The organism is Roseateles sp. FW301-B2 (genome assembly GCF_058788955.1).
Window position 1 is genome coordinate 296,549 of the sequence record NZ_JBYTBE010000001.1, and the last position, 26,025, is coordinate 322,573.

A 26,025-nucleotide genomic window follows, 5' to 3' on the forward strand; every position below is an offset into this window, starting at 1 on the left:
GGATGGCGCTCGAATTTTTCGGTGCGTCAGTTCAGCAAAACTAATCGCAAACCCGGCATTCGAAAGGTGTCGCTGCTTCGGTCAGGCTCTCAGTTGAGGGCGCACCGGGCAACGATTCGAGCCGGATTTTAGAACCAACCTTCGGAGTATTTACATGTCCGTTACGATGCGCGAGATGCTGGAAGCCGGCGTCCACTTTGGTCACCAAACCCGCTTCTGGAACCCCAAGATGGCCCCGTATATCTACGGCCATCGCAACAAGATTCACATCATCAACCTCGAGAAGACGCTGCCCGCGTTCGAGGAAGCAATGAAGTTCGTGCGCCAGCTGTCGGCCAAGCGCGGCACCATCCTGATGATCGGCACCAAGCGTCAAGCACGCGAAGTGATCGCCCTGGAAGCCCAGCGCGCCGGCATGCCCTACGTCGACCAGCGCTGGCTCGGCGGCATGATGACCAACTTCAAGACCGTCAAGGGTTCGCTGAAGAACCTGAAGGACATGCAAGCCCAGGTTGATGCCGGCACCCAGCCCGCCATCAAGAAGGAAGCCCTGCTGTTCCAACGCGATCTGGCCAAGCTGGAAAAGAACATCGGCGGCATCCAAGACATGGCTGCCCTGCCTGACGCCATGTTCGTGATCGACGTGGGTTACCACAAGATCGCCGTGGCCGAAGCCAAGAAGCTGGGCATCCCCGTGATCGGTATCGTCGATACCAACCACTCGCCCGAAGGCATCGACTACGTGATCCCCGGCAACGATGACTCGGCCAAGGCCGTGGCGCTGTACGCCCGCGCCGTCGCCGACGCCGTGCTGGAAGGCCGCGCCAATGCCACCAACGAAGTGCTGCAAGCCGTGGCACCCGCCGGTGACGAGTTCGTGGAAGTCAGCGAAGGCGCCTAAAGCGCAATCGCACCCAGGCAAAGGGGCTGATTCAGCCCCTTTTTCGCAAGCCGGGTACTGAATTGGTTTAATCGTGGGGTCAGGTCTTGCCTACCCTGCGCTCGATGGAGATTGATGATGGCTGCTATTACCGCAAGCATGGTCGCCGAACTGCGCGCCCGTACCGATGCACCCATGATGGAGTGCAAGAAGGCCCTGACCGAAGCCGAGGGTGACCTGGGCCGCGCAGAGGAGATCCTGCGCGTCAAGCTGGGCAACAAGGCCGGCAAGGCCGCTTCGCGCGTGACCGCCGAAGGCGTGGTCGCCTCGGCCGTGGTGGGCGCGACCGGCGCATTGGTGGAAGTGAACTGCGAAACCGACTTCGTGTCGAAGAACGACGCCTTCCTGGCCTTCGTTAACGCCATCGCCGGCCTGATCGCTACCGAGGCGCCCGCCGATGTGGCCGCCCTGTCGGCGCTGCCGCTGTCGCAAGAAGGCTTCGGCCCGACGGTGGAAGACGTGCGCAAGGGCCTGATCGGCAAGATCGGCGAGAACATGACGATCCGCCGCTTCCAGCGCTATGCCGCCGGCAACAAGCTGGCCTCCTATCTGCACGGCACCCGCATCGGCGTGATGGTCGAGTTCGAGGGTGACGATGTCGCCGCCAAGGACGTCGCCATGCACGTCGCCGCGATGAAGCCGGCTGCCCTGTCGTCGGCCGATGTGCCGGCCGAGTTGGTGGAGAAGGAGCGCAAGATCGCTGCCGAGAAGGCTGCCGAGTCCGGCAAGCCCGCCGAGATCGTCGCCAAGATGGTCGAGGGCTCGGTGCAGAAGTTCCTGAAGGAAGTCTCGCTGCTGGACCAGGTCTTCGTGAAGGCCGCCGACGGCAAGCAGACCGTGGCTGCCATGCTCAAGGAGAAGGCCACCAATGTGAAGAGCTTCACCCTGTATGTGGTGGGCGAAGGCATTGAGAAGAAGGTGGACGACTTCGCGGCCGAAGTGGCCGCCCAGGTGGCTGCTGCCAAGGGGCAGTAAGCCTCCCCAGAAAAGGGCGCCACTAGGCGCCCTTTACACTTGTGCCTGCGGCTGGGTTCACGAGGCCTGGACACGCGGCAACCCCAACGCTTAGACGAGGTACGAATGCCCGCGCACAAACGCATCCTGCTCAAACTCTCCGGCGAGGCCCTGATGGGCGACGACGCCTATGGCATCAACCGCGCCACCATCGTGCGCATGGTGCGTGAGATCCAGGAGGTCACCAAGCTGGGTGTGGAAGTGGCCGTCGTGATCGGCGGTGGCAATATCTTCCGCGGCGTGGCCGGCGGTTCGGTGGGCATGGACCGCGCCACCGCCGACTACATGGGCATGCTGGCCACCGTGATGAATTCGCTGGCCCTGGCCGACACGATGCGCCAGGAAGGCATGACGGCGCGCGTGATGTCGGCCATCGCCATCGAGCAGGTGGTCGAGCCCTATGTGCGCCCCAAGGCCTTGCAGTACCTCGAAGAGGGCAAGATCGTCGTGTTCGCCGCCGGTACCGGCAACCCCTTCTTCACCACCGATACCGCCGCCGCCTTGCGCGGCGCCGAGATCGGTGCCGAGATCGTGCTGAAAGCCACCAAGGTGGACGGCGTTTACACCGCCGATCCCAAGAAGGACCCGTCCGCGACGCGCTATGCGCGCATCAGCTTCGACGAGGCCATCACCAAGAATCTGCAGGTGCTGGACGCGACCGCGTTCGCACTCTGCCGCGACCAGAAGCTGCCCATCAAGGTCTTCAGCATCTTCAAGCCGGGCGCGCTCAAGCGCGTGGTGATGGGCGAGGATGAGGGCACGCTGGTGCACGTCTGAGCGGCGCAAGCCGTTGAGATGGCACTGGGCTTTACTGAGGTTGAGATCATGAGCATTGCAGACATCAAGAAGAACGCCGAAGCCAAGATGGCCAAGTCCGTCGAGGCCTTCAAGAACGAGTTGCACAAGATTCGCACCGGCCGTGCCCACCCGGGCATCCTGGACCAGGTGCATGTGGACTACTACGGCTCGATGGTGCCGATTTCGCAGGTGGCCAATGTGAGCCTGCTGGACGCCCGCACCATCAGCGTGCAGCCCTGGGAAAAAGGCATGGGCGCCAAGATCGAGAAGGCGATTCGCGAGTCCGATCTGGGCCTGAACCCCGCATCGCAGGGCGACCTGATCCGCGTGCCGATGCCCCCGCTGTCCGAAGAGCGCCGTCGCGACCTGACCAAGGTGGTGCGCAATGCCGGCGAGGATGCCAAGGTGGCGGTGCGCAATCTGCGCCGCGACGCCAACGAGCAGGCCAAGAAGCTGCTGAAGGACAAGGAGATCGGCGAGGACGACGAGCGCCGCAGCCTCGACGAGGTGCAGAAGCTCACCGATCGCGTGATCGTCGAGATCGACAAGCTGACCTCGGGCAAGGAAGCCGAGATCCTCGCCGTCTGACCAGCCCGTGACTAGCGAAAGCAAGGCGGTTCCCCGCCATGTCGCCATCGTCATGGATGGCAATGGGCGCTGGGCCAAGAAGCGCTTTCTGCCGCGCTTCTTCGGTCACAAGCAGGGCGTGGATGCGCTGGTGAAGATCGTGCAGGCCTGCATCGATCGCGAGATCGAATACCTGACGGTGTTTGCCTTCTCCAGCGAGAACTGGAAGCGCCCCAGCGACGAGGTCTCGGGCCTGATGGGGCTGGTGCTGGCGGCGGTGTCGCGCTACCTGGCGCGCATGGGCTCGATGGGCGTGCGCATCCGCATCGTCGGCGACCGCGAGGCGGTCTCCGAGAAGCTGCGCAATGCCTGGAACGAGGCCGAGAACGCGACCCGCCACAACACCAAGCTGACGCTCAATGTGGCCTTCAACTACGGCGGCCGCTGGGACATCGTGCAGGCCGCCAAGGCGGCCATCAAGGCGGGCGTGCCGGCCGAGCAGATCACCGAGGCCAAGCTGTCGGAGTTCATGGCGATGAGCTATGCGCCGGACCCGGATCTCTTCATCCGCACCGGCGGCGAGGTGCGCATCAGCAACTTCATGCTCTGGCAGGTGGCCTACACCGAGTTCGTGTTCTCCGACTGCCTCTGGCCCGAGTTTGGCGAAGCCCAGCTCGACGCCGCCATCCAGGCCTTCCGCGAGCGCGACCGGCGCTTCGGTGGGGTCAAGCTCTCACCCCAAGAGGCCTGAAGTGCTGAAACAGCGTGTCATCACCGCCATCGTCCTGCTGGCCATCCTGCTGCCGGCGCTGTTCGCCGCGTCGCCCTGGCCCTTTGCCCTGCTGACCCTGGCGATGATCGGCGCGGCCGCCTGGGAGTGGGCGCGGCTGAACGGCCTGCCGGGTGCCGGCGCCTGGGGCTTCGGTGCCGTCATCGCCGCGGCTTGCGGTGCCACGCTGTGGGCGCTGCAGCTGCAGGCGCCGCCCAGCTGGTGCTGGTGGCTGGCGGGTGGCATCTGGGTGCTGGGCGGCACGCTGGCCCTGCGCGGCGGCCCGGCGGCCTGGCCCAAGGTCTCGCGCGCGCTGCGCCTGGTGCTGGGCGGCCTGGCGCTGTGGGCGGCCTGGCTGGCGATGGCACAGGCCAAGGCCCAGGGCATCAACTTTCTGTTGTCGATCTTCTGCCTGGTGTGGATGGCCGACATCGCCGCCTACTTCGGCGGCAAGGCCTTCGGCCGCCGCAAGCTGGCGCCCGCCATCAGCCCCGGCAAGAGCTGGGAGGGCGTGTGGAGCGGCATGCTGGGCGTGCTGCTGCTGGGCGTGATCTGGGTGCATGTGATCGACGCGCGTTTCCACGTCGATGCGCCGAGCCTGTTCAGCCTGCTGGCGCATGGCCTGGGCCCGGTATCGCTGCTGGCGCTGTTCTTCCTCGCGGCCATGAGCGTGGTGGGAGATCTGTTCGAGTCCCTCATCAAGCGCGCGGTCGGTGCCAAGGACAGCAGCCAACTGCTGCCCGGCCATGGCGGCGTGCTCGATCGCGTCGATGCCTTGTTGCCCGTGTTCCCCCTGGCCCTGGCCCTGAGTTCCCTTCCCAAGCTGATATGAGCGCACCCTCCATGAACCGCCGGCAACGCGTCAGCGTGCTGGGTTCCACCGGCTCGATCGGCGTCAACACCCTGGATGTGCTGGTGCGTCATCCGGAGCGCTACGAGGTGTTTGCCCTCAGCGCGATGAGCCGGGTCGATGCACTGCTGGCGCAATGCCTGCAGCACCGGCCGCGCTATGCCGTGCTGCCCGACCAGGCCCTGGCCGCCGAACTGCGCGGCAAGCTGCGCGAGCAGGGCGCGCGCACCGAGGTGCTGGACGGGCCCGATGCCTTGAGCGAGATCGCTGCCCACCCCGAGGTGGATGCGGTGATGGCGGCCATCGTCGGCGCCGCCGGGCTGGCACCCTGCCTGGCCGCCGCCCGCGCCGGCAAGCGCCTGCTGCTGGCCAACAAGGAGGCCATCGTGGTGGGCGGCGCGCTCTTCATGCAGGCGGTGGAGCAGGGCGGTGCCACGCTGCTGCCGATCGATTCCGAGCATTCGGCGATCTTTCAATGCCTGCCCGAGGACCGCAAGACCTGGCACCAGCGCATCGATCACATCGTGCTGACCGCCTCGGGCGGCCCGTTCCGCACCCGTGAGCCCGGCACCCTGGCCGAAGTCACGCCGGAGCAGGCCTGCGCACACCCGAACTGGGTGATGGGCCGCAAGATCTCGGTCGACTCGGCCACCATGATGAACAAGGCGCTCGAGGTGATCGAGGCGCGCTGGCTGTTCAACCTGACGCCCGAGCAGATCAAGGTCATCATCCATCCGCAAAGCATCATCCATTCGATGGTGGTGTGTCGCGACAACTCGGTGCTGGCCCAGCTGGGCACGCCGGACATGCGCGTGCCGATCGCCTATGGGCTCGCCTTCCCCGAGCGCGTCGAGTCGGGTGCCAGCCGGCTCGATCTGCTCAGCACGCCGGGCCTGAGCTTCGAGGAGGCCGACGCACGCCGCTTCCCGGGCCTGCACCTGTCCTGGGCCGCGCTGCGCGCGCGCGAGGGTTCGACGGCCGTGCTGAATGCTGCGAACGAAGAGGCGGTGGCGGCCTTCCTCGACGGCGGCCTGCGCTTCGACCATATCCACCGCGTGAACGCCGAAGCGCTGGCGCAGCTGCTGCCCGCCGCCGATGAATGCGCCAGCGTGGCCGGCCTGCTGGCGCTGGACGCGCGCGCGCGCCGCCATGCCCAGGGCCTGATCAAGGCCTTGCGCGCATCATGATCACCTCCCTGCTGGCCTTTGTGCTCACGCTGGGCGTGCTGATCGTGGTGCACGAGTACGGCCATTACCGCGTGGCGCGCGCCTGCGGCGTCAAGGTGCTGCGCTTCTCGGTCGGCTTCGGTCGCGTCATCTGGCGCTACCGCAAGCATCCCGAGGCCACCGAGTTCACGCTCAGCGCCTTGCCCCTGGGCGGCTATGTGCGCATGCTGGACGAGCGCGAAGGGCCGGTGGCGCCGGAGGAGCGCGCCCAGGCCTTCAACAACCGGCCGCTGCTGCAGCGCACCGCCATCGTGGCCGCCGGCCCGATCGCGAATCTGCTGCTGGCGGTGCTGCTGCTGGCGGCGGTGAACTGGATCGGCCAGGACGAGCCCAAGGCCGTGCTGGGCGCGCCGCTGGCGGGCAGCCTGGCCGAGCGCGCCGGCATGCGTGCGGGCGACTGGGTGCAGGCGGTGTCGCGCGACGGCCAGGATTGGCAGGAGCTGCGCTCGCTGCCCGAGCTGCGCTGGCAGCTCACGCAGGCGGTGGGCGCACGCGCCAAGCTGTACCTGAATCTGAGCGACAAGGACGGCCACGGCCGCCGCGCCGTGCTGCTGGACACCGATGCGCTGGAGGGCCGCGATCTCGACGCCGCGCTGCTGCGCAAGCTGGGCCTGGGCGGCGCCTATAGCGAGCCGGTGCTGGGCGCGCTGGTGCCCAGCGGTGCCGGTGCCGCCGCCGGCCTGCGCCAGGGCGACCAGGTGCTGAGCGTCGATGGCGTGCCGGTGCTGGATGCCGCCAGCCTGCGCGAGCGCATCCGTGCGGCCGTGCAGGATGGCCGGCCGCGCACCATGCAGTGGCAGCTGCGCCGCGCCGGCGAGCTGCTCAGCATCGAGGTCACGCCGCGCCTGGCGGACGACGCCGGCAAGACCATCGGCCGCATCGAGGCCATGGTGGGCGCCGCGCCGCAGTTCGTGAAGGTCAGCTATGGCTTTGCTGAAGGCTTGATGAAGGGCGCCGAGCGCACCTGGGAGGTCGCCAGCATGACGCTCACGACGCTGGGCCGCATGCTGATCGGCGAGGCCTCGCTGAAGAACCTCAGCGGGCCGCTGACGATTGCCGACTATGCGGGGCAGTCGGCGCAGCTGGGCATCACGCCCTTCCTGAGCTTTCTCGCGCTGGTGAGCGTGAGCCTCGGCGTGCTGAACCTGCTGCCGCTGCCGATGCTCGATGGCGGACACCTGATGTATTATCTTTTCGAGGGTTTGAGCGGCCGCCCCGTCTCCGAGTGGTGGCTAGCGCAGCTCCAACGCGTGGGCGTGTTCGTGATGCTGCTGATGATGACTCTGGCCCTTTCCAACGACGTGACCCGCTTGCTGGGTCTGCATTGAAGCTTCCAACGCATGTCCCTATCTCTGTCTAAGCGTTCGCCTATGCGCCCCTCTTTGTTGTCCCTGGCGCTGGCCGCCACGCTGCAATCGGGTGCTGCCTGGGCCGTTGATCCTTTCGTGCTGAAGGACATCCGCGTCGAGGGCCTGCAGCGTACCGACCCCGGTACCGTGTTCGCCAGCCTGCCCTTTCGCATCGGCGACAACTACAACGACGACAAGGGTGCCGCCGCCCTGCGCGCGCTGTTCGCCACCGGCCTGTTCAAGGACGTGCGCATCAATATCGATGGCAGCTCGGTCGTCGTCGTCATCGAAGAGCGCCCCATCATCGCCAACGTGAGCTTCGTCGGTCTGAAGGAGTTCGATACCGAGGCGCTCTCCAAGTCGCTCAAGGACGTGGGTATCGGCGAGGGCAAACCCTTCGACAAGGCCCTGGCCGACCGCGCCGAGCAGGAGCTCAAGCGCCAGTACCTGACGCGCAGCCTGTACGGCGCCGAGGTCACCACCACCATCACGCCGCTGGAGCGCAACCGCGTCAACGTCGCCTTCACGGTGGCCGAGGGCGAGCCTGCCAAGATCGGCGAGATCCGCATCCAGGGCAGCAAGGTGTTCTCCGAGAGCACGCTGCTGGGCCTGCTGGAGCAGACCACCTCGGGTTGGCTGACCTGGTACACCAAGACCGACCGCTACTCGCGCACCAAGCTCAACGCCGACCTCGAGACGCTGCGCTCCTACTACCTGAATCGCGGCTATCTGGAGTTTGCGGTCGAGTCCACCCAGGTGACGATCTCGCCCGACAAGCAGAGCATCGGCGTGGCCATCACCGTCAGCGAAGGCCAGCCCTATACCGTCAGCGCCGTCAAGATCGAGGGCGACTTCCTGGGCCGCGAGGAAGAGTTCAAGCGCCTGATCGCGCTCAAGCCCGGTGAGGCCTACCGCGGTGAAGCGGTGGCCCAGACCACGCGCGCCTTCCAGGATCTGTACGGCACCTTCGGCTATGCCTTTGCGCGCGTCGAGAGCCGGCCCGAGATCGACCGCGCCACCGGCCAGGTGGTGGTGACCTTCAGCGCCGAGCCGCAGCGCCGCGTCTATGTGCGCCGCGTCATCATCTCGGGCAACACGCGCACGCGTGACGAAGTCATCCGCCGCGAGTTCCGCCAGTTCGAGTCGTCCTGGTACGACGGCCAGCGCATCAAGAATTCGCGCGACCGCGTCGAGCGCCTGGGCTATTTCAAGGACGTCAACGTCGACACCACCGAGGTGCCGGGCTCGCCCGACCAGGTGGACGTGACGCTCACGCTGACCGAGAAGCCCACCGGCAACATCATGGTCGGTGCGGGCTATTCCAGCGCGCAGAAGCTTTCGCTGACCGGCTCGATCCGCCAGGAGAATGTGTTCGGTTCGGGCAACTACCTGGCGCTGGAGGTCAATACCGCCAAGACCGGCCGCGCCCTGGTGGTCTCCACCGTCGACCCCTATTTCACGGTGGATGGCGTGTCGCGCGCCTTCGACATGTTCTACCGCACCACCAAGCCGCTCAACACCCTGGGTGAGGAATACGAGCTGGCCTCGTACGGCGGCTCGGTGAAGTTCGGCGTGCCCTTCTCCGAGCTGGACACCGTGTTCTTCGGCATCGGCTACGAACTCACGCGCATCACGGCTTCGGCTGGTCTGCCGAACAACTACTTCCTGTTCCGCAACCAGTTCGGCCCCAGCAGCACGGCCGTGCCCTTCACCATCGGTTGGGCCAACGACAGCCGCGACAGCGTGATCTCGCCCACGGCGGGTCGCTACCAGCGCGTCAACGTCGAGCTCAGCGCCCTGGGCGACTCGCATTTCTGGCGCGCCAATCTGCAGCATCAGCAGTACTTCAACCTGACGCACAAGTTCTCGCTGGGCATCAACGGCGAGCTGGGCTGGGGCGGCGGTCTGGGTGGCCGACCCTATCCCATCTTCAAGAACTTCTACGGCGGTGGCCTGGGTTCGGTGCGCGTGTTCGAGCCCGGCTCGTTGGGCCCGGTCGACGTGACCGGCTCCTACACCGGTGGCAATCGCAAGTTCAACCTGAACGCCGAGTTCTATGTGCCGGTGCCGGGTTCGGGCAATGACAAGAGTTTCCGCTTGTTCGCATTCATGGACGCGGGTAACGTTTGGGGATCGCATGAGAAGCTGGATTTGGCCAGCGTGCGCTCCTCGGCAGGTGTGGGTATCAGCTGGCTCTCCCCCATGGGCCCGCTGCGTTTGAGCTATGGCGTGCCATTGCGCAAGAAACCCACAGATAGAATCGAGAAATTCCAATTCCAGATCGGGACTGCATTCTGATGAACAGCAAGCTGTTGAAGACGGTGGCCGCGGCCGCCCTGATGTCGCTGTCGGCCTTCGGCCTGCAAGCGCAAGACCTGAAGATCGGCTACATCAATAGCGAGCGCGTGCTCAAGGAAGCCAATCTGGCCAAGGCCGCCCAGCTGAAGCTGGAAACCGAGTTCGGCAAGCGCGAGAAGGATCTGAAGGACGCCGAGAACAAGCTGCGCGGTGCCGCCGAGAAGCTTGAGAAGGACGCCCCGACCCTGGCCGAGGCCGAGCGCAATCGCCGTCAGCGCGATCTGGTGGAAGCCGACCGCGACCTGCAGCGCAAGCGCCGCGAGTGGCAGGAAGACCTGACCCAGCGCAAGAACGAAGAGCTGGGTGCGGTGGTGGAACGCGCCAACCGCGTCATCAAGCAGATCTTCGACGCCGAGAAATACGACCTGATCGTGCAAGACGCCCTGCACGCCAGCGCCCGCGTGGACATCACCAAGAAGGTGATCGACGCGCTCAACGCGCAGAAGTAAATCGGTGGCCGCAGTCCTCACGCTGCCCGAACTGATCGCCGCCTTGGGCGGCGATCTTCTTGGTGCGGCCGAATCGCTTGCGGCGACGCGCATAGCCCGCATCGCCACGCTGGAAGACGCCGACGCCGAGTCCATCGCCTTCCTCGCCAATCCGCGCTACGCGGCGCAACTGGCCAGTACCCAGGCGGGCTGCGTGATCGTGGCCCCGGCGATGGCCGAGGCCGCGGTCGCACGTTCGGCACCAGCGGCGGGCGCTGCCACGCTGGTCACGCCCGACCCCTATCTGTACTTTGCCCGCCTGACGCAGTGGTGGGCCGCGCGCGGCCGCAGCGGCAGCGTCGCGAGCATCCACCCCAGCGCCTTTGTCGACCCCTCGGCGCGGCTGGGTGAGGGCGTCAGCGTCGGCCCGTTTGCGGTCATCGAGGCGGGCGCGGTGATCGGTGCCGGCGCGGTGATCGGGCCGCACTGCGTGGTCGAGCGTGCTGCCAGCGTGGGCGCGGGCACCCGGCTGGCGCCGCATGTGACGGTCTGCCACGGCTGCAGCATCGGCGCGCGCTGCATCATCCATAGCGGCGCCGTGATCGGCGCCGACGGCTTCGGCTTCGCGCCCAACCAGGGCCAGTGGGAGAAGATCGAGCAGCTGGGCGCGGCGGTGATCGGCAACGACGTGGAGATCGGCGCGCAGACCTGCATCGATCGCGGCGCGCTGGGCAACACGGTGATCGAGGACGGCGTCAAGCTCGACAACCTGATCCAGATCGCCCACAACGTGCACATCGGTGCGCATACGGCCATGGCGGCTTGCTCTGGCGTGGCCGGCAGCACGCGCATCGGCAAGCACTGCATGATCGGCGGCTCGGCCAATATCGTTGGCCACATCACCATTGTCGACCACGTGTTCGTGTCGGCCTGCACTTTTGTCTCGCGTTCCATCAGCAAGCCGGGCCAGTACACCGGCGTGTTCCCGATGGACGAGAATGCGAACTGGGAAAAGAACGCTGCAACGCTCAGGCAGTTGCACGCCATGCGCGATCGCTTGCGCGCACTCGAGAAAAAATCATGACCAGCAATACCGACAACACCGGCTTCGACATCCACCAGATCATCAAGATGCTGCCGCATCGCTTCCCCTTCCTGTTGGTGGACCGGGTGCTGGAGGTGGAGAAGGGCAAGCGCATCCGCGCGATCAAGAACGTCACCATCAACGAGCCCTTCTTCCCGGGGCATTTCCCGGTGCGTCCGGTGATGCCGGGGGTGCTGCAGCTCGAGGCGATGGCCCAGGTGGCGACGCTGCTGGCGGTGGTGAGCCTGGACCGCCAGATCGACGACAAGACCATCTGCTATTTCGCGGGCATCGACGGCGCACGTTTCAAGCGCCCGGTGGAGCCCGGCGATCAGCTGGTGTTCGAGGTCACGCTGGAGCGCGCCAAGGCCTCGCTGTTCAAGTTCACCGGCAAGGCCTTTGTGGGCGACGAGCTGGCCTGCGAGGCCGAACTGATGTGCACCATGCGCCGTATCGAAGACTGAGGTCCGGGCGCATATGGCTCGCATCCATCCCACCGCCATTGTTGATCCCAAGGCCCAGCTGGCCGAGGACGTGGAAGTTGGCGCCTACGCGCTGATCGGGCCCGAGGTCTCGATAGCTGCCGGTACCCGCGTGGGCCCGCATTGCGTCATCGAGGGCCGCACCCGCATCGGCCGCGACAATCACTTCTACCAGTTCAGCTCGATCGGCGCGATGCCGCAGGACATGAGCCATGGCGGCGAGGTGACCGAGCTGGTGATCGGCGACCGCAACACGGTGCGCGAGTTCTGCACCTTCAACACTGGCACCTTCAAGGAAGAGGGCGTCACCCGGGTCGGCTCCGACAACTGGATCATGGCCTATGTGCACCTGGCCCATGACGTGCAACTGGGCAGCCATTGCGTGCTGGCCAACAACGCCACCCTGGCGGGCCATGTGCGCGTGGGCGACTGGGCCACCATCGGTGGCCTGACGGGCGTGCATCAGTACGTCAAGATCGGCGCGCACGCGATGATCGGCTTCCAGGGTCATGTGGCCCAGGATGTGGCGCCCTATATGACGGTGGACGGCAACCCGCTGGCGGTGCGCGCGGTGAATCTCACCGGCCTGCGCCGGCGCGGCTTCAGCAATGAGCGCATCGCGGTGATACGGCAGCTGCACAAGCTGATCTTTCGCAGCAGCCTGACGCTGGAGCAATCGAGCGCACAAATCCAGGCGCTGCTGGCCGAGCAGGGTGGCGATTCAGTGGCCGATGTGCAGCTGATGCTGGACTTCATTGCCGGCTCCACACGCGGCCTGGTGCGCTAGCGATGTCTGAACAAGCGCCGCGCCTCGGGCTGGTGGCCGGCGAGGCTTCCGGCGACCTGCTGGCCAGCTTGCTGATCCAGGGCCTGCGCCAGCGCTGGCCCGCGCTGCGCACCCAGGGCATCGGCGGGCCGCGCATGCAGGCCCAGGGCTTCGAGGCCTGGTGGCCGTCCAGCAAGCTGTCCATCTTCGGCTATGTCGATGCGCTGCTGAATATCCGCGAGTTGCTGAGCATCCGCCGCCAGCTGGGCAATCGCCTGCTGGCCGAGCGGCCGCGCGCCTTCATCGGCGTGGATGCGCCCGACTTCAATTTCGGCCTGGAAACGCGGCTGCGCGAGGCCGGCATCAAGACCATCCATTTCGTCTGCCCCTCGATCTGGGCCTGGCGCGGCGAGCGCGTGCACAAGATCGCCAAGGCGGCGGACCATGTGCTGTGCCTGTTCCCCTTCGAGCCCGAGATCCTGCACAAGGCCGGCGTGGCCGCCACCTATGTCGGCCATCCGCTGGCCGATGCGATCGCGTTGCAGCCGCCCCGGGCCGAGGCCCGCTCGGCCATGGGCCTGGCCGAGGGCGACACCGTGGTGGCGCTGCTGCCCGGCAGCCGCCGCAGCGAGATCGGCTATATCGCCGAGCCGATGCTGCATGCGGCCCAGCTGATGCGCCAGGCGCGGCCCGAGCTGAAATTCATCCTGCCGGTGGCGCCGGGCCTGCGCGAGCTGCTGCAGCCCATGGTGGACCGCCTCGGCCAGGGCCTGAACCTGACGTTGCTGGACGGCCGCTCGCACGAGGCCCTGGCGGCCTGCGACATCACCCTGGTGGCCAGCGGCACCGCGACGCTGGAGGCGGCGCTGTTCAAGCGCCCGATGGTGGTGGCCTACCGCATGCACGCGCTGAACGCCTGGCGCATGCGCGGCAAGAACTACCTGCCCTGGGTCAGCCTGCCCAATGTGCTGGCGCGCGAATTCCTGGTGCCCGAGCTGCTGCAGGAGGAATGCACGCCCAAGGCGCTGGCGCGCGAAGGCCTGGCCTGGCTCGACGATGCCGAGCGCTATGCACGCGTGCAGGCGCGCTTTCACGAACAACACCTGCTGTTGCGCCGCGATACGGCGCGGGTGGCCAGCGATGCGATCGCGCAAGTCCTCGGCGCCTGAGCTGCCGACCCAGCTGGGGCTGGTCTGGGACGTGCCTGGCCTGATGGCTGGCGTGGACGAGGCCGGCCGCGGCCCGCTGGCCGGGCCGGTGGTGGCCGCCGCGGTGATCCTGGACGACCAGCAGCCGATTGCCGGCCTGGCCGACTCCAAGGTGCTGACCGAGAAGAAGCGCGAGCGCCTGTTCGACGAGATCCGCGCCAAGGCTTTGTGCTGCTGCATCGCCGAGGCCAGCGTGGCCGAGATCGATGAGCTCAACATCCTGCAGGCCACCATGCTGGCGATGCGCCGCGCGGTGGAGGGCCTGCGCCTCAAGCCGGCCAAGGTGCTGGTGGATGGCAACCGCCTGCCGGTGCTGAAGATTCCGGCCGAGGCGATCGTCAAGGGCGATGCCAAGGTCAAGGCGATCTCGGCCGCCTCGATCCTGGCCAAGGTGCACCGCGACCGCCTCTGCGTGCTGATGCACGAGCAGCATCCCGAGTACGGCTTTGCCACCCACAAGGGCTATCCCACCGCCGACCACATGGCCGCGCTGCGCGAGCATGGCGCCACGGCCTGGCATCGCACGAGTTTTGCGCCGGTGCGCGAGGTTTTGACGAAATGACGAGCCCCAACGTTCTCCACATCACCTCGCGCGACAACCCGGTACTGCAGCGTCTGCGCAAGCTGGCCTCGGACGCCAACGCCTACCGCAAGCTGGGCAGCATCTGGCTGGAGGGCGATCACCTGGCCCGCGCCGCGCTGGCGCGCGCCTACCCGCTCAGCCTCGCCGTGGTCACCGAAAGCGCCTACGCCGAGGCGCCGCTGCGCGATCTGGCCGACGCCGCGCCGCGCGTGCTGGTGGTGCCCGAGGCCTTGTTCAAGACCATCAGCGGGCTGGAGTCGCCGGCGCGCATCGGCTTCGAAGTGCCTTACCAGGCAGGGCAAGACCTGACCCCTGGGCTGGATTCGGTGGTGCTGGACCGGCTGCAGGATGCCGGCAACGTCGGCACCATCCTGCGCAATGCCGGTGCGCTGGGCTTCAAGCAGATCCTCGCGCTCAAGGGCACGGCCGCGCTGTGGTCGCCCAAGGTGCTGCGTGCCGGCATGGGCGCGCATTTCGGCCTGCGCCTGGTCGAGGGGCTGCTGCCCGAGGATCTGGATCGGCTGGGCGTGCCCCTGGTGGCCACCAGCTCGCATGCGCAGCAGCAACTGCACCAGCTGCGCCTGCCCGAGCCCTGCGCCTGGGTGATGGGCCACGAAGGGCAGGGCGTTCAGCCGGCGCTGATGCAGCGCTGTGCGCTGACCGTGGGCATTCCGCAGCCGGGCGGCGAGGAGTCGCTCAATGTGGGCAGTGCCGCGGCGATCTGCCTCTACGAATCGGCACGCCAGCGACTCACTCAGCCTGGCGGCTAGCAAGCCGCCATCCTTCGCCCGGCGGCGATGAGCCCGCAGAGGGCTCATCTTTGCCCGGGCTCAGTAGATCAAGCGGTCCGGGCGGATGTCCCGCAGGATGGTGGTGGCGATCTCCTCGATCGACTTGTGCGTGGACGAGAGCCAGGAGATGCCATTGCGCTTCATCATCGCTTCCGCTTCGTTGATCTCGTAGCGGCAGTTCATCAGATCGGCATACTTGCTGCCGGGGCGGCGCTCGTTGCGGATCTGCGAGAGGCGCTCGGGGTCGATGGTGAGGCCGAAGCACTTTTTCTTGTGCGGCTCTAGCATCGAGGGGATCTTGTTGCGCTCGAAGTCCTCGGGGATGAGCGGGTAGTTGGCCGCCTTGATGCCATGCTGCATGGCCAGGTAGAGCGAGGTCGGCGTCTTGCCGCTGCGCGACACGCCCACCAGGATCACGTCGGCCGATTCCAGGTTCTTGGCGGACTGGCCATCGTCATGCGCCAGCGAGAAGTTGATCGCCTCGATGCGGTCGTGGTACTCCTGGCTGCGCGCCACGTCGGAGAAGCGCCCGACGCGGTGGTTGGACTTTACCTGGAACTCCTCTTCCAAGGGCTCGATGAAGGTGTTGAACATGTCCATCACCAGGCCCTTGCAATGCTCGCGCACGATCTGCAGCACCTCGCGGTTCACCAGGGTGGCGAACACGATGGCGCGCTGGCCCTCCTGCTCACCCAGGTTGTTGATCTCGCGCACCACCTGGTGCGCCTTCTCGGCGCTGTCGACAAAGGGGCGGCGCACATGGCGGGGCTTGCCGGGGAACTGGGCCAGGATGGAGTTGCCGAAGGTCTCGGCAGTGATCCCGGTGCCGTCCGAGACAAAGTACACGGTGCGATTGGGCATGGCGCTGGGGGCTTTGATGTGCGGGTTTCCATCATAGAAGCACATCACCGTAGAATCGGCCGCAATATCCCGCTTGAGCGATGCACGGCCTCATGAACCCCCTCTACCTCCTAGAAGAATCCAGAAATGGTGGGGTGGGTGCGTGCGCGGGAGCCCCGGTTTCACAACATCACGGAGTTTCCCCATGTCTTCTCGCTTTGATGCGACCGCCCTGGTCGTTCCCTTTGAGAATCTGAGAATGAGCGACGTCGAGGTCGTTGGCGGCAAGAACGCCAGCCTCGGCGAAATGATCTCGCAACTGGCCGCCTCGGGCGTGCGTGTGCCCGGCGGCTTTGCCACCACGGCCCATGCCTTCCGCGAGTTCCTCAAGCATGAGGGCCTGGACAAGCGCATCGAGGCGCGCTTGGCCACGCTCAATACCGACGACGTGCGCGCGCTGGCCGAGGCCGGCGCGGAGATCCGCGGCTGGCTGGAGGCGCAGCCCTTTCCGGCCGATCTGGAAGCACAGATCCGCAGCTCCTTTGCCAAGCTGACCGCCGACAACCCCGGCGTGTCCTTTGCCGTGCGCTCGTCCGCCACCGCGGAAGACCTGCCCGACGCCTCCTTCGCCGGCCAGCAGGAGACCTTCCTGAACGTGGTGGGCATCGAAGAGGTGCTGCACAAGATGAAGGAGGTGTTCGCCTCCCTCTACAACGACCGCGCCATCAGCTACCGCGTGCACAAGGGCTTCGCCCATGCCGACGTGGCCCTGTCCGCCGGTGTGCAGCGCATGGTGCGCTCCGACCTTGGTTCGGCCGGCGTGATGTTCACCATCGACACCGAGTCGGGCTTCAAGGACGTGGTCTTCATCACCTCCAGCTACGGCCTGGGCGAGACGGTGGTGCAGGGTGCCGTCAACCCCGACGAGTTCTATGTGCACAAGCCCGCGCTGCAGCGCGGCAAGCTGCCCATCATCCGCCGCAACCTGGGCTCCAAGCTGATCCGCATGGAGTTCGCTACGCCGGAAGAGAAGGCCGCCAGCGGCAAGCTGGTGAAGACGGTGGATACCGCCCCCGAGCAGCGCAACCGCTACTCGCTGGCCGATGCCGAGGTGGTGGAACTGGCGCAGTACGCCATGATCATCGAGCAGCATTACCAGCGCCCGATGGACATCGAGTGGGGCCGCGATGGCGTGGACGGCAAGCTCTACATCCTGCAGGCCCGCCCCGAGACGGTGAAGAGCCAGGCCGAGGGCCAGGTCGAGCATCGCTACAAGCTCAAGGGCCACAGCGCGGTGCTGGCCGAGGGCCGTGCCATCGGCCAGAAGATCGGCACCGGCCCGGTGCGATTGGTGCACAACATCGCCGAGATGGAGCGCGTGCAGCCGGGCGACGTCCTGGTGACCGACATGACCGACCCGAACTGGGAGCCGGTGATGAAGCGCGCCTCGGCCATCGTCACCAACCGCGGTGGCCGCACCTGCCACGCCGCCATCATCGCGCGCGAGCTGGGCATTCCGGCGGTGGTGGGCTGCGGTGATGCGACCGAGAAGCTCAAGGACGGTCAGCTGGTGACGGTCGCCTGCTCCGAGGGCGACACCGGCTACATCTACGACGGCCTGCTCGAGACCGAGATCAGCGAGGTGCATCGCGGCGAGCTGCCGTACTGCCCGATCAAGATCATGATGAACGTCGGCAACCCGCAGCTGGCCTTCAACTTTGCGCAGATGCCCAGCGCCGGCGTGGGCCTGGCCCGCCTCGAGTTCATCATCAACAACAACATCGGCGTCCACCCCAAGGCCATCCTCGACTATCCCAACATCGACGCCGACCTGAAGAAGGCCGTCGAGTCGGTGGCGCGCGGCCACGCCTCGCCGCGTGCCTTCTATGTGGACAAGCTGGCCGAGGGCATCGCCACCATCGCCGCGGCCTTCTTCCCGCGCCCGGTGATCGTGCGGCTCTCCGACTTCAAGAGCAACGAGTACCGCAAGCTGATCGGCGGTTCGCGTTACGAGCCGGACGAAGAGAACCCGATGCTGGGCTTCCGCGGTGCCTCGCGCTACATCAGCGGCGAGTTCTCGGATGCCTTCGCGATGGAGTGCGAGGCGCTCAAGCGCGTGCGCAACGACATGGGGCTCTCGAACATCGAGATCATGGTGCCATTCGTGCGCACGGTGCGCCAGGCCGAGCGCGTGGTGGACATGCTGGCCGAGCGTGGCCTCAAGCGCGGCGTGGATGGCCTGCGCGTCATCATGATGTGCGAGGTGCCCAGCAACGCCATCCTGGCCGAGGCCTTCCTGGAGCATTTCGACGGCATGTCGATCGGCTCCAATGACCTGACCCAGCTGACCCTGGGCCTGGACCGCGACTCCGGCCTGGAGCAGCTGGCGGGCGATTTCGACGAGCGTGACTCGGCCGTCAAGGCGCTGATCTCGCGCGCCATCACCGCCTGCCGCGCCACCGGCAAGTACATCGGCATCTGCGGCCAGGGCCCCAGCGACCATCCGGACTTCGCCGACTGGCTGGCCTCGGAAGGCATCGTCTCGATCTCGCTCAACCCCGACACGGTGATCGAGACCTGGCAGCGCCTGGCCAAGCGCTGAGTACTGCCTGCCCGGCAAGAAGGCGGCCCGCGGGCCGCCTTTTTTTGTGCGCGAACTGTGGCGTGATGCGGGTAGTCGGGGATGCGCGGCGGGGCGGGCCTCAAGCATCATCGCCGCATGGCAATCGTGGACATGGCGGCAGCATTCAAGCGCAGGCTCGGGCGCATCTATGGCGCCTACACCCTGGGCTTCTGCATGCTGGTGCTGGTGCTGGCCGTGCTCGAGCATTGGGGCATGCCCAAGACCTGGATAGGCTTTTGCTTCCTGGCCGTGACGGTGGGCGTGTATGCCGGCATCGGCATCTTCACGCGCACCACCGACCCCGACGAGTACTACGTGGCCGGCCGCCGCGTGCCGGCCTTCTACAACGGCATGGCCGCCGGCGCCGACTGGATGAGCGCCGCCTCCTTCATCGGCCTGGCGGGCACCCTGTATCTGGCCGGCTATGGCGGGCTGGCCTTCGTGCTGGGCTGGACCGGCGGCTTCTGCCTGGTGGCCCTGCTGCTGACGCCCTATCTGCGCCGCTTCGGCCGCTTCACCATCCCCGATTTCCTGGCCGAACGCTATGACAGCCAGACGCTGCGCCTGCTGGGCGCACTGGCCGCCATCCTGATCTCCTTCATCTATGTGGTGGCGCAGATCTATGGCATCGGCCTGATCACCACCCGGCTCACCGGCCTGACTTTCGAGATCGGCGTGTTCGTTGGTCTGGGCGGGGTGCTGGTGTGCTCTTTTCTGGGCGGCATGCGCGCCGTCACCTGGACCCAGGTGGCGCAATACATCATCCTGATTGCCGCCTACCTGGTGCCGGTGGTGTGGCTCTCGATCAAGCAGACCGGCGTGCCGGTGCCGCAGGCCGTGTACGGCTACCAGGTGCAGAAGATCAGCGCGCGCGAGCAGGAGTTGATCAAGGACCCGGCCGAGTTGCAGGTGCGGCAGTTCTATGCCCAGCGCGCCATCGAGTACGGGCAGAAACTGCAGGACGTGCCCACCGCCTTGGCGGCGGAGCGCACCCAGGCGTCGCGTCATATCGCCAAGCTCAAGGCCGGCGATGCGCCGCTGGCCGAGATCCAGGCTGCCGAAAAGCGCCGCGCGGCCCTGCCCAAGACGGTGGCCGAGGCCGAAAGCCAGTGGCGCCGCGCCAAGGCCCAGGACGAGCAACGCGCGCGGCCGCTCTCGGGCATGCCGGCCCATACCCAGCCGTTTGCGGGCGACCCGGAGGGCGACGCCGGCCAGCAGGAAAGCTTCGACGTCTCGCGCCGCAACTTCCTGGCCCTGGTGTTCTGCCTGATGCTCGGCACGGCGGGCCTGCCGCACATCCTGGTGCGCTACTACACCACGCCCTCGGTGGGCGAGGCGCGCGCCTCGGTGGCCTGGTCGCTGGGTTTCATCGGCCTGCTCTACATCACCGCGCCGGCGCTGGCGGTGATGCTCAAGTTCGAGGTCTTCAACGGCCTGGTGGGCACGCCCATCGCCGATCTGCCCGCCTGGGTGGGGCAGTGGATGCGGGTGGACGCGGGCCTGCTGTCGATCAACGACGTGAACGGCGACGGCATCCTGCAACTGGGCGAGCTGCACCTGGGCAGCGACATCATCATGCTGCTGGCGCCCGAGCTGGCCGGGCTGCCCTATGTGGTCTCGGGCATGGTGGCGGCGGGTGGCCTGGCCGCGGCGCTATCGACCGCAGATGGCCTGCTGCTGACGATCTCGGCCTCGCTCTCGCACGACATCTATTACCGCATCGTCAACCCCGGCGCCAGCAGCACCCGCCGTGTCACGCTGTCCAAGGCGCTGCTGCTGGCCACGGCGTTGAGCGCGGCCGCGGTGGCGGCGCAGCGGCCGGCCGATATCGTGCTGCTGGTCTCGGCGGCGTTCTCGCTCGCCGGCTCGACCTTTGTGCCGGTGCTGGTGCTGGGCATCTTCTGGCAGCGGGCCAACAAGCAGGGCGCGCTGGCCGGCATGCTGACCGGGCTGGCGGTGTGCGCCTACTACATGGTCAGCGCCGATCCGGGCCTGCGGCGCAGCCTGGGCATTCCCGGCGCCGTCGAGTTGTGGTGGGGCATCCATCCGATCTCGGCCGGCCTGTTCGGCATACCGGCGGGCACGGTAGCCCTGGTGCTGGTGAGCCTGCTGACGCCCGCACCACCGGCGTCGGCGAGGGCCCTGTTGGCCCGTTTGCGTGCGCCAGATCCGCGTTGAAACGCGCTGAACCGCGCTGAGCGGCACGCCAGTCAGCGCCCATTTGGGCCTTCCGGCATTTCGCGCTACAATCGCGGGCTTTCCCTTGCCGTACCCATGAGTTTGACGCTGGGGTCCGGCTTCCACAGTGCAGGAATCATCCTGGGCTGGAATCCACAAGGAGTGTTTATGCGTCACTATGAGATCGTTCTGCTGATCCATCCGGATCAAAGCGAACAAGTTCCGGCCATGCTGGAGCGCTACAAGGGCCTGATCACCGCTGGCGGTGGTGTGGTCCACCGTGTTGAAGATTGGGGCCGCCGTCAACTGGCTTACCTGATCCAGAAGCTGGCCAAGGCTCACTACCTGTGCCTGAACATCGAGTGCAGCAAGGAAGTCCTGGCTGAGCTCGAGACCGGCTTCCGCTTCAACGACGCCGTGCTGCGCCACCTGACGGTGGTCAAGCCCAAGGCCGAGACCACGCCTTCCGTGATGATGAAGGCTGTGGAGCGTGAGGAAGCTCGCAAGGCTCCTCAGGAAGCTACTGCCTAAGTTGGGTGATCAAGCGAGTGTTCTTGTGAAGCGCGTACGGCTGTGAATCAGCTTCTATTGCTCGCGCAGATACAGGAACTCGGTCTACTCAGATACACGCCCGCCGGATTGCCGGCCCTGGACATCGTGCTCAAGCATGATTCCACGGTGCAAGAAGCAGGCGGCCCCCGCAAGGTCTCCATGGAGCTCAAGACGGTGGCAATCGGAGAGACGGCCAAACGCGTTCAGGCGCTTGGTGTTGGTGGACATGCCCGCTTCGGCGGCTTTCTGGCAGCCCAACGCAACGGTCGTGGAATCATCTTCCACATCACCGAACTGACAGCGCAAGAGGTAGCAACTCGCGCACCTGAATCTGTATCCGGATTGAAAAGTTAAGAGGTCACACTATGCCCCCAGCACGTGGTAAAGGTCGGTTCTCCAAGGACCGCAAGCCCAAGCGCAATCAACAGTCGCTGCTGTTCCGCCGCAAGCGTTTCTGCCGCTTCACCGTCACCGGTGTCGAGCAGATCGACTACAAGGACATCGACACGCTGCGCGATTTCATCAGCGAAAACGGCAAGATCACGCCCGCTCGCCTGACCGGCACGCGCGCCTTCTTCCAGCGTCAGCTGACGGTTGCCATCAAGCGCGCCCGTTTCCTGGCCATGCTGCCCTACAGCGACCAGCACAAGGTCTGAGGAGTAACCCAACATGCAAATCATCCTGCTTGAAAAGGTCGCGAACCTCGGCAACCTGGGCGACGTCGTCAAGGTCAAGGACGGCTACGCACGCAACTTCCTGATCCCGACCCGCCAGGCACGCCGTGCCACGGCCGCCGCGATCAAGGAATTCGAAGCCAAGCGCGCCGAGCTCGAGAAGGCTGCCGCTGAAAAGCTGGCCGCCGCTCAAGCCCTGGGCGACAGCCTGTCCGGCAAGACCGTGCGCATCAGCCAGAAGGCTGGCGTGGACGGCCGTCTGTTCGGTTCGGTGACCAACGCCGACATCGCCGAAGGCCTGACCAAGATGGGCTTCGCCGTGGCCAAGTCGCAGATCCGTCTGCCGAATGGTCCGCTGAAGGCCGTGGGCGAGTTCGCCGTGAGCGTGGCTGCACACACCGATGTGGTGGTAGAGATCTCCGTTCAGGTCGTCGCCGACGTCGAGTAAGTACCGATAGTGTTTGCGGCCCCGAAGGGCTGCAATCAGAAAAAGCCGGAGGCTGCCAAGCCCTCGGCTTTTTTGCCTTCTGGGGGACGAGTTATACAGCTCCACCCCCAGGCCCTGAACAGATTCTCCACAGACTTGTCCACAGCGGCGTTTGGAACTCGAGACCATGTCAGCGATCATTTCCCCCAATCCCGGATCCCCCGATCGCAGCGATGACGAGGTGTCGCGCCTGCGCGTGCCGCCGCACTCGGTGGAAGCCGAGCAAAGCGTGCTGGGCGGCCTGCTGATCGACAACAGCGCCTGGGATCGGGCCGGCGATCTGCTGTCCGACAGCGATTTCTACCGCTTCGAGCACAAGCAGATCTTTGCCGCGGTGGGCAAGCTCATCAACGCCGGCAAGCCCGCCGACGTGGTGACGGTGTTCGAGGAGCTGACCTCGCTGGGCAAGGCGGCCGATTGCGGCGGCCTCAAATACCTCAACGATCTGGCACAGAGCGTGCCAAGTGCCGCGAACCTGCGCCGTTATGCCGAGATCGTGCGCGAGCGCGCCATCCTGCGCAAGCTGGTCAGCGCCAGCGACGAGATCGCCACCGCGGCGCTCGCGCCGCAGGGCCGCGCGGTGACCCAGATCCTCGACGAGGCCGAGGGTAAGATCTTCCGCATCGGCGAAGAGGGCTCGCGCAGCCGCCAGGGCTTCCAGAGCATGGACAACCTGGTGGTGCAGCTGATCGATCGCGTCAACGAACTGGCCGAGAACGGCGCCGAGGACGTGACCGGCGTGCGCACCGGCTTCTTCGACCTGGACCGCATGACCGCCGGCCTGCAGCCCGGCGACCTGATCGTGCTGGCGGCGCGCCCCTCGATGGGCAAGACGGCGTTCGCCGTCAATATCGCCGAGAACGTGGCCATCAACGAAGGCCTGCCGGTGGTCATCTACTCGATGGAAATGGGCGCGGCCCAGCTGGCACTGCGTATGGTGGGCTCGATCGGCCGCATCGACCAGGGCCATCTGCGCACCGGCCGCCTGGCCGATGATGAATGGAGCCGGCTCTCCGAGGCGGTGGACAAGCTCGGCAAGTCCAGCATCTTCATCGACGAGAGCCCCGGCCTCTCGCCCAGCGAGGTGCGCGCGCGTGCGCGCCGCCAGGCCCGCATCTGCGGCAAGCTGGGCCTGATCGTGATCGACTATTTGCAGCTGATGAGCGGCAACGGTGGCAACGAGGAAAACCGTGCCACCGTGATCGGCGAAATCTCGCGCGGACTCAAGGCCCTGGCCAAGGAGCTGCAATGCCCGGTGATCGCGCTCTCGCAGCTCAACCGTTCGGTGGAAACGCGGCCCGACAAGCGCCCCATGATGTCCGACCTGCGCGAATCCGGCGCCATCGAGCAGGATGCCGACATCATCATGTTCATCTACCGCGACGAGTACTACACCAAGGACGAGTGCAAGGAGCCGGGCGTGGCCGAGATCATCATCGCCAAGCAGCGTAACGGCCCGGTGGGCACGGTGAAGCTGGCCTTCCAGCGCATGCACACCAAGTTCGAGAACCTGGCACCCGGCTACAGCGGCGGCGGCGACGAGTACTGAATAGCCCTGGCGCTGGCAATGAATGGAATACTGTATGAAAATACAGTATGCCTTCCACCATCAAGCCTCCCATTCCCCTCAAGGGGCGCGGCAGCGACTGGGCCATCGCGCATCGCTTTGAGCGCCAGGCCCGTGAATGCTTTGACGACGGCTGGGGCACGCTTGAGCAGGAGGCCGCCGAAGAGCAGCTGCCGCCCAGCACGCAGATCATCGAGGAGCATGCCAAGAGCATCATCTCGAGCAACCAGTCGCCCGACATCAGCTTCGACCTCTCGATCAACCCCTACCGCGGTTGCGAGCATGTTATGTGACGGAGATATCTGCATTAGACGGAGCTCCTAGTGCCACTGGTTCCTGCAACCACAAGACCTAGAACTGGGTCTGCGCTGAGCTGTACAAAAAGAGACCCATGCGGTCTCTTTTTCTTTTTACAGCATGTAATAAAACAAATACTGATTCAGACCTAAAAGCTAAACGTAGGTTGTTCGTGCTGTTGCATCCATCACATGTCGAGATGTATAAAAGTTCACAAGGTGGGTGACACGAAAATGAGTGAGCTTGAACAAGGGTCTGTCGAATTTCCAGAATGGATTAAAGGAAAGGCGACGAAAACAACTTACGGATTCATTCCTGAAGACTTTCCAATTATTTACGATAGGTTATCAGGAAAGGTATTTCAGCCGGCTTTGTTATTTCTGGCTGATTGCTATTTGTCGAAGAGTGGACGATATGTGGTTAATACAGTGGGTTCCTATAGTGATGACATCCTCGACTACGTGCGATTTTGTCGTGAAGTTAATCTCGATTGGTTGGCTGCGACTTGGGAGAATCTAGACGACTACGTGGGAATTATGGAAGGAAATGTTTCTCCGGTAAGAAGGGAGCCATACAGTGAGGGAACTGTCACTCGTAGGTTGGTGCCAATATTGGGGTTGTACAAATGGGCCTCACGAAATTTGTCGATTGAGATGGAAGCGCTACCCCCTGGGAGTCTTTTCCTGCCTAGGGCCATTGAAAAGGTGTACACGGAGAATCAGAAGCGCAGGCGTGAAAGCAAGCCGGTGGAAGTGAGAGGTGATGCGGCTGAAAATGTACGCATTCCGAGGGTATTGCAACGAGCGGAAATGGATTCCCTGTATGCGCAACTCGGCACGGATTCCGAGGTTTTTGATTGCGAGAAGGGCACTGCGACATCTGTATTTCGCTTGGCCACCTATATATCGCATCAGTCCGGTTTGCGACTATTCGAGGTGGTGGGTCTCAAGGTGATGCAGTTTCAGAAATTCATTGGTGCGACGATTCATCCACTGGAAATGTACCCAATGCACGTGAAACGAAAGGGCGGTAGAACAAAGCTGCTGCATTTTCATGGAGTACTGGTATCGAAGATTCTTGCCTACATGCAAAAGGAGCGGGCATCGGTGATGAAGGGGCAGTCCGAACATGGATACCTACTCGTTAACCAGAGTGGAGCAACTAGCGAGGGTAGGCCAGTCAGTCGGAGAAACGTCCAACGGAGATTCACCAAAGCTTGTATGAACGCTGGATTGGTTATCGCTGTGCGAAAAACTCATCCAACGAATGGTGATTGGACAAAGTGCCGCGTGGAAATGTCGGAAATGGCTCGATTCAGCTTTCACGACCTTCGGCACACATTTGCAGTTTGGGCATATTACGCGATGCGTAGCGCCGGAATCGAAGAGCCATGGAAGGGGATTGCGGACCAGCTCGGTCATGAAGATGTTCTGACAACCATTAAGACGTATCTGCAGTGTTGTAGAACGTTTGAATCCTACGTCAGCGACAAGTTCGTTTCGAGCCTGAATGCAATGGCCAGGGTTGGCAGCGCGGAGGCTCGAATTCAATGACTGGATATAGGTCTAGCCGGGATTATCGGAATCCGAAGGCG

26 protein-coding genes are annotated in these 26,025 nt (G+C 65.0%); 25 read left to right on the forward strand and 1 reads right to left on the reverse strand.

Annotated elements, in window-relative coordinates:
* Positions 1-154: 154 nt before the first annotated feature.
* The 16 genes from rpsB (at position 155) to AC3WQY_RS01345 (ending at position 15,192) form a co-directional block, all read left to right on the forward strand.
* A complete protein-coding gene (gene rpsB / locus AC3WQY_RS01270) occupies positions 155-901 on the forward strand; it encodes a 30S ribosomal protein S2 (RefSeq protein ID WP_285232901.1) in 747 nt (248 codons plus the stop codon).
* A gap of 117 nt (positions 902-1,018) precedes the next feature.
* Positions 1,019-1,915, forward strand: a complete 897-nt coding sequence (gene tsf, locus AC3WQY_RS01275) for a translation elongation factor Ts (protein ID WP_285232900.1) — start codon at positions 1,019-1,021, stop codon at positions 1,913-1,915.
* 105 nt (positions 1,916-2,020) lie between these two features.
* Entirely contained in the window at positions 2,021-2,731 is a 711-nt protein-coding gene (gene pyrH, locus AC3WQY_RS01280; protein ID WP_285232899.1) for a UMP kinase, read from the forward strand.
* A 48-nt stretch (positions 2,732-2,779) separates the two neighbouring features.
* A complete protein-coding gene (frr, locus tag AC3WQY_RS01285) occupies positions 2,780-3,340 on the forward strand; it encodes a ribosome recycling factor (RefSeq protein WP_285232898.1) in 561 nt (186 codons plus the stop codon).
* Positions 3,341-3,392: 52 nt separating this feature from the next.
* Positions 3,393-4,070, forward strand: coding sequence for a polyprenyl diphosphate synthase (uppS, locus tag AC3WQY_RS01290; protein ID WP_492705379.1), 678 nt, complete (start codon positions 3,393-3,395; stop codon positions 4,068-4,070).
* Position 4,071: 1 nt separating this feature from the next.
* Positions 4,072-4,920, forward strand: a complete 849-nt coding sequence (locus tag AC3WQY_RS01295; protein WP_492705145.1) for a phosphatidate cytidylyltransferase — start codon at positions 4,072-4,074, stop codon at positions 4,918-4,920.
* Positions 4,917-6,125 carry a 1-deoxy-D-xylulose-5-phosphate reductoisomerase gene (gene ispC, locus AC3WQY_RS01300; RefSeq protein ID WP_492705147.1) on the forward strand — a complete coding sequence of 403 codons (1,209 nt, stop codon included), beginning with the start codon at positions 4,917-4,919 and terminating at the stop codon, positions 6,123-6,125. Before AC3WQY_RS01295 ends, ispC begins: the two co-directional genes overlap by 4 nt.
* Entirely contained in the window at positions 6,122-7,492 is a 1,371-nt protein-coding gene (gene rseP, locus AC3WQY_RS01305; protein WP_492705148.1) for an RIP metalloprotease RseP, read from the forward strand. Before ispC ends, rseP begins: the two co-directional genes overlap by 4 nt.
* A gap of 42 nt (positions 7,493-7,534) precedes the next feature.
* Complete coding sequence (bamA, locus tag AC3WQY_RS01310) at positions 7,535-9,811, forward strand: outer membrane protein assembly factor BamA (RefSeq protein ID WP_285232893.1); 2,277 nt, start codon at positions 7,535-7,537, stop codon at positions 9,809-9,811.
* A complete protein-coding gene (locus AC3WQY_RS01315) occupies positions 9,811-10,320 on the forward strand; it encodes an OmpH/Skp family outer membrane protein (protein WP_492705150.1) in 510 nt (169 codons plus the stop codon). Before bamA ends, AC3WQY_RS01315 begins: the two co-directional genes overlap by 1 nt.
* Before the next feature lie 4 nt (positions 10,321-10,324).
* Positions 10,325-11,383: a UDP-3-O-(3-hydroxymyristoyl)glucosamine N-acyltransferase gene (gene lpxD, locus AC3WQY_RS01320; RefSeq protein ID WP_492705152.1), complete on the forward strand. Its 1,059-nt coding sequence runs from the start codon at positions 10,325-10,327 to the stop codon at positions 11,381-11,383.
* Entirely contained in the window at positions 11,380-11,847 is a 468-nt protein-coding gene (gene fabZ / locus AC3WQY_RS01325) for a 3-hydroxyacyl-ACP dehydratase FabZ (protein ID WP_285232890.1), read from the forward strand. The genes lpxD and fabZ overlap by 4 nt, the downstream gene beginning before the upstream one ends.
* A gap of 13 nt (positions 11,848-11,860) precedes the next feature.
* Positions 11,861-12,652 carry an acyl-ACP--UDP-N-acetylglucosamine O-acyltransferase gene (lpxA, locus tag AC3WQY_RS01330; RefSeq protein WP_492705154.1) on the forward strand — a complete coding sequence of 264 codons (792 nt, stop codon included), beginning with the start codon at positions 11,861-11,863 and terminating at the stop codon, positions 12,650-12,652.
* A gap of 2 nt (positions 12,653-12,654) precedes the next feature.
* The gene (gene lpxB / locus AC3WQY_RS01335; RefSeq protein ID WP_492705156.1) at positions 12,655-13,800 is read left to right on the forward strand and encodes a lipid-A-disaccharide synthase; all 1,146 of its coding nucleotides are present in this window, start codon (positions 12,655-12,657) and stop codon (positions 13,798-13,800) included.
* The gene (gene rnhB, locus AC3WQY_RS01340; protein WP_285232886.1) at positions 13,772-14,401 is read left to right on the forward strand and encodes a ribonuclease HII; all 630 of its coding nucleotides are present in this window, start codon (positions 13,772-13,774) and stop codon (positions 14,399-14,401) included. Before lpxB ends, rnhB begins: the two co-directional genes overlap by 29 nt.
* Positions 14,398-15,192 carry a TrmH family RNA methyltransferase gene (locus tag AC3WQY_RS01345; protein WP_492705158.1) on the forward strand — a complete coding sequence of 265 codons (795 nt, stop codon included), beginning with the start codon at positions 14,398-14,400 and terminating at the stop codon, positions 15,190-15,192. The genes rnhB and AC3WQY_RS01345 overlap by 4 nt, the downstream gene beginning before the upstream one ends.
* Before the next feature lie 60 nt (positions 15,193-15,252).
* On the opposite strand, the gene ppsR is transcribed toward AC3WQY_RS01345, so the two are convergent.
* Positions 15,253-16,074: a posphoenolpyruvate synthetase regulatory kinase/phosphorylase PpsR gene (gene ppsR / locus AC3WQY_RS01350; RefSeq protein ID WP_285232884.1), complete on the reverse strand. Its 822-nt coding sequence runs from the start codon at positions 16,072-16,074 to the stop codon at positions 15,253-15,255.
* A 184-nt stretch (positions 16,075-16,258) separates the two neighbouring features.
* Between ppsR and ppsA the strand changes: the two genes are divergently transcribed.
* The 9 genes from ppsA (at position 16,259) to AC3WQY_RS01395 (ending at position 25,984) form a co-directional block, all read left to right on the forward strand.
* On the forward strand, positions 16,259-18,655 hold the full coding sequence (gene ppsA / locus AC3WQY_RS01355) for a phosphoenolpyruvate synthase (RefSeq protein ID WP_285232883.1): 2,397 nt from the start codon (positions 16,259-16,261) through the stop codon (positions 18,653-18,655).
* A gap of 117 nt (positions 18,656-18,772) precedes the next feature.
* Positions 18,773-20,854, forward strand: a complete 2,082-nt coding sequence (locus AC3WQY_RS01360; RefSeq protein ID WP_492705161.1) for a sodium:solute symporter family protein — start codon at positions 18,773-18,775, stop codon at positions 20,852-20,854.
* A gap of 168 nt (positions 20,855-21,022) precedes the next feature.
* Complete coding sequence (rpsF, locus tag AC3WQY_RS01365; protein WP_285235683.1) at positions 21,023-21,385, forward strand: 30S ribosomal protein S6; 363 nt, start codon at positions 21,023-21,025, stop codon at positions 21,383-21,385.
* A gap of 42 nt (positions 21,386-21,427) precedes the next feature.
* The gene (gene priB, locus AC3WQY_RS01370) at positions 21,428-21,760 is read left to right on the forward strand and encodes a primosomal replication protein N (protein ID WP_492705163.1); all 333 of its coding nucleotides are present in this window, start codon (positions 21,428-21,430) and stop codon (positions 21,758-21,760) included.
* Positions 21,761-21,771: 11 nt separating this feature from the next.
* Positions 21,772-22,062 (forward strand): 30S ribosomal protein S18, encoded by a 291-nt coding sequence (gene rpsR, locus AC3WQY_RS01375; RefSeq protein WP_285232880.1) that lies wholly within the window; start codon positions 21,772-21,774, stop codon positions 22,060-22,062.
* Between the two features lie 13 nt (positions 22,063-22,075).
* Positions 22,076-22,528, forward strand: coding sequence for a 50S ribosomal protein L9 (rplI, locus tag AC3WQY_RS01380; RefSeq protein ID WP_285232879.1), 453 nt, complete (start codon positions 22,076-22,078; stop codon positions 22,526-22,528).
* Positions 22,529-22,694: 166 nt separating this feature from the next.
* Positions 22,695-24,116, forward strand: coding sequence for a replicative DNA helicase (gene dnaB, locus AC3WQY_RS01385; protein WP_285232878.1), 1,422 nt, complete (start codon positions 22,695-22,697; stop codon positions 24,114-24,116).
* A gap of 47 nt (positions 24,117-24,163) precedes the next feature.
* Positions 24,164-24,427 carry a hypothetical protein gene (locus AC3WQY_RS01390; protein ID WP_492705166.1) on the forward strand — a complete coding sequence of 88 codons (264 nt, stop codon included), beginning with the start codon at positions 24,164-24,166 and terminating at the stop codon, positions 24,425-24,427.
* 237 nt (positions 24,428-24,664) lie between these two features.
* Positions 24,665-25,984, forward strand: coding sequence for a tyrosine-type recombinase/integrase (locus tag AC3WQY_RS01395; protein ID WP_492705168.1), 1,320 nt, complete (start codon positions 24,665-24,667; stop codon positions 25,982-25,984).
* The last annotated feature ends 41 nt before the right edge of the window (positions 25,985-26,025 follow it).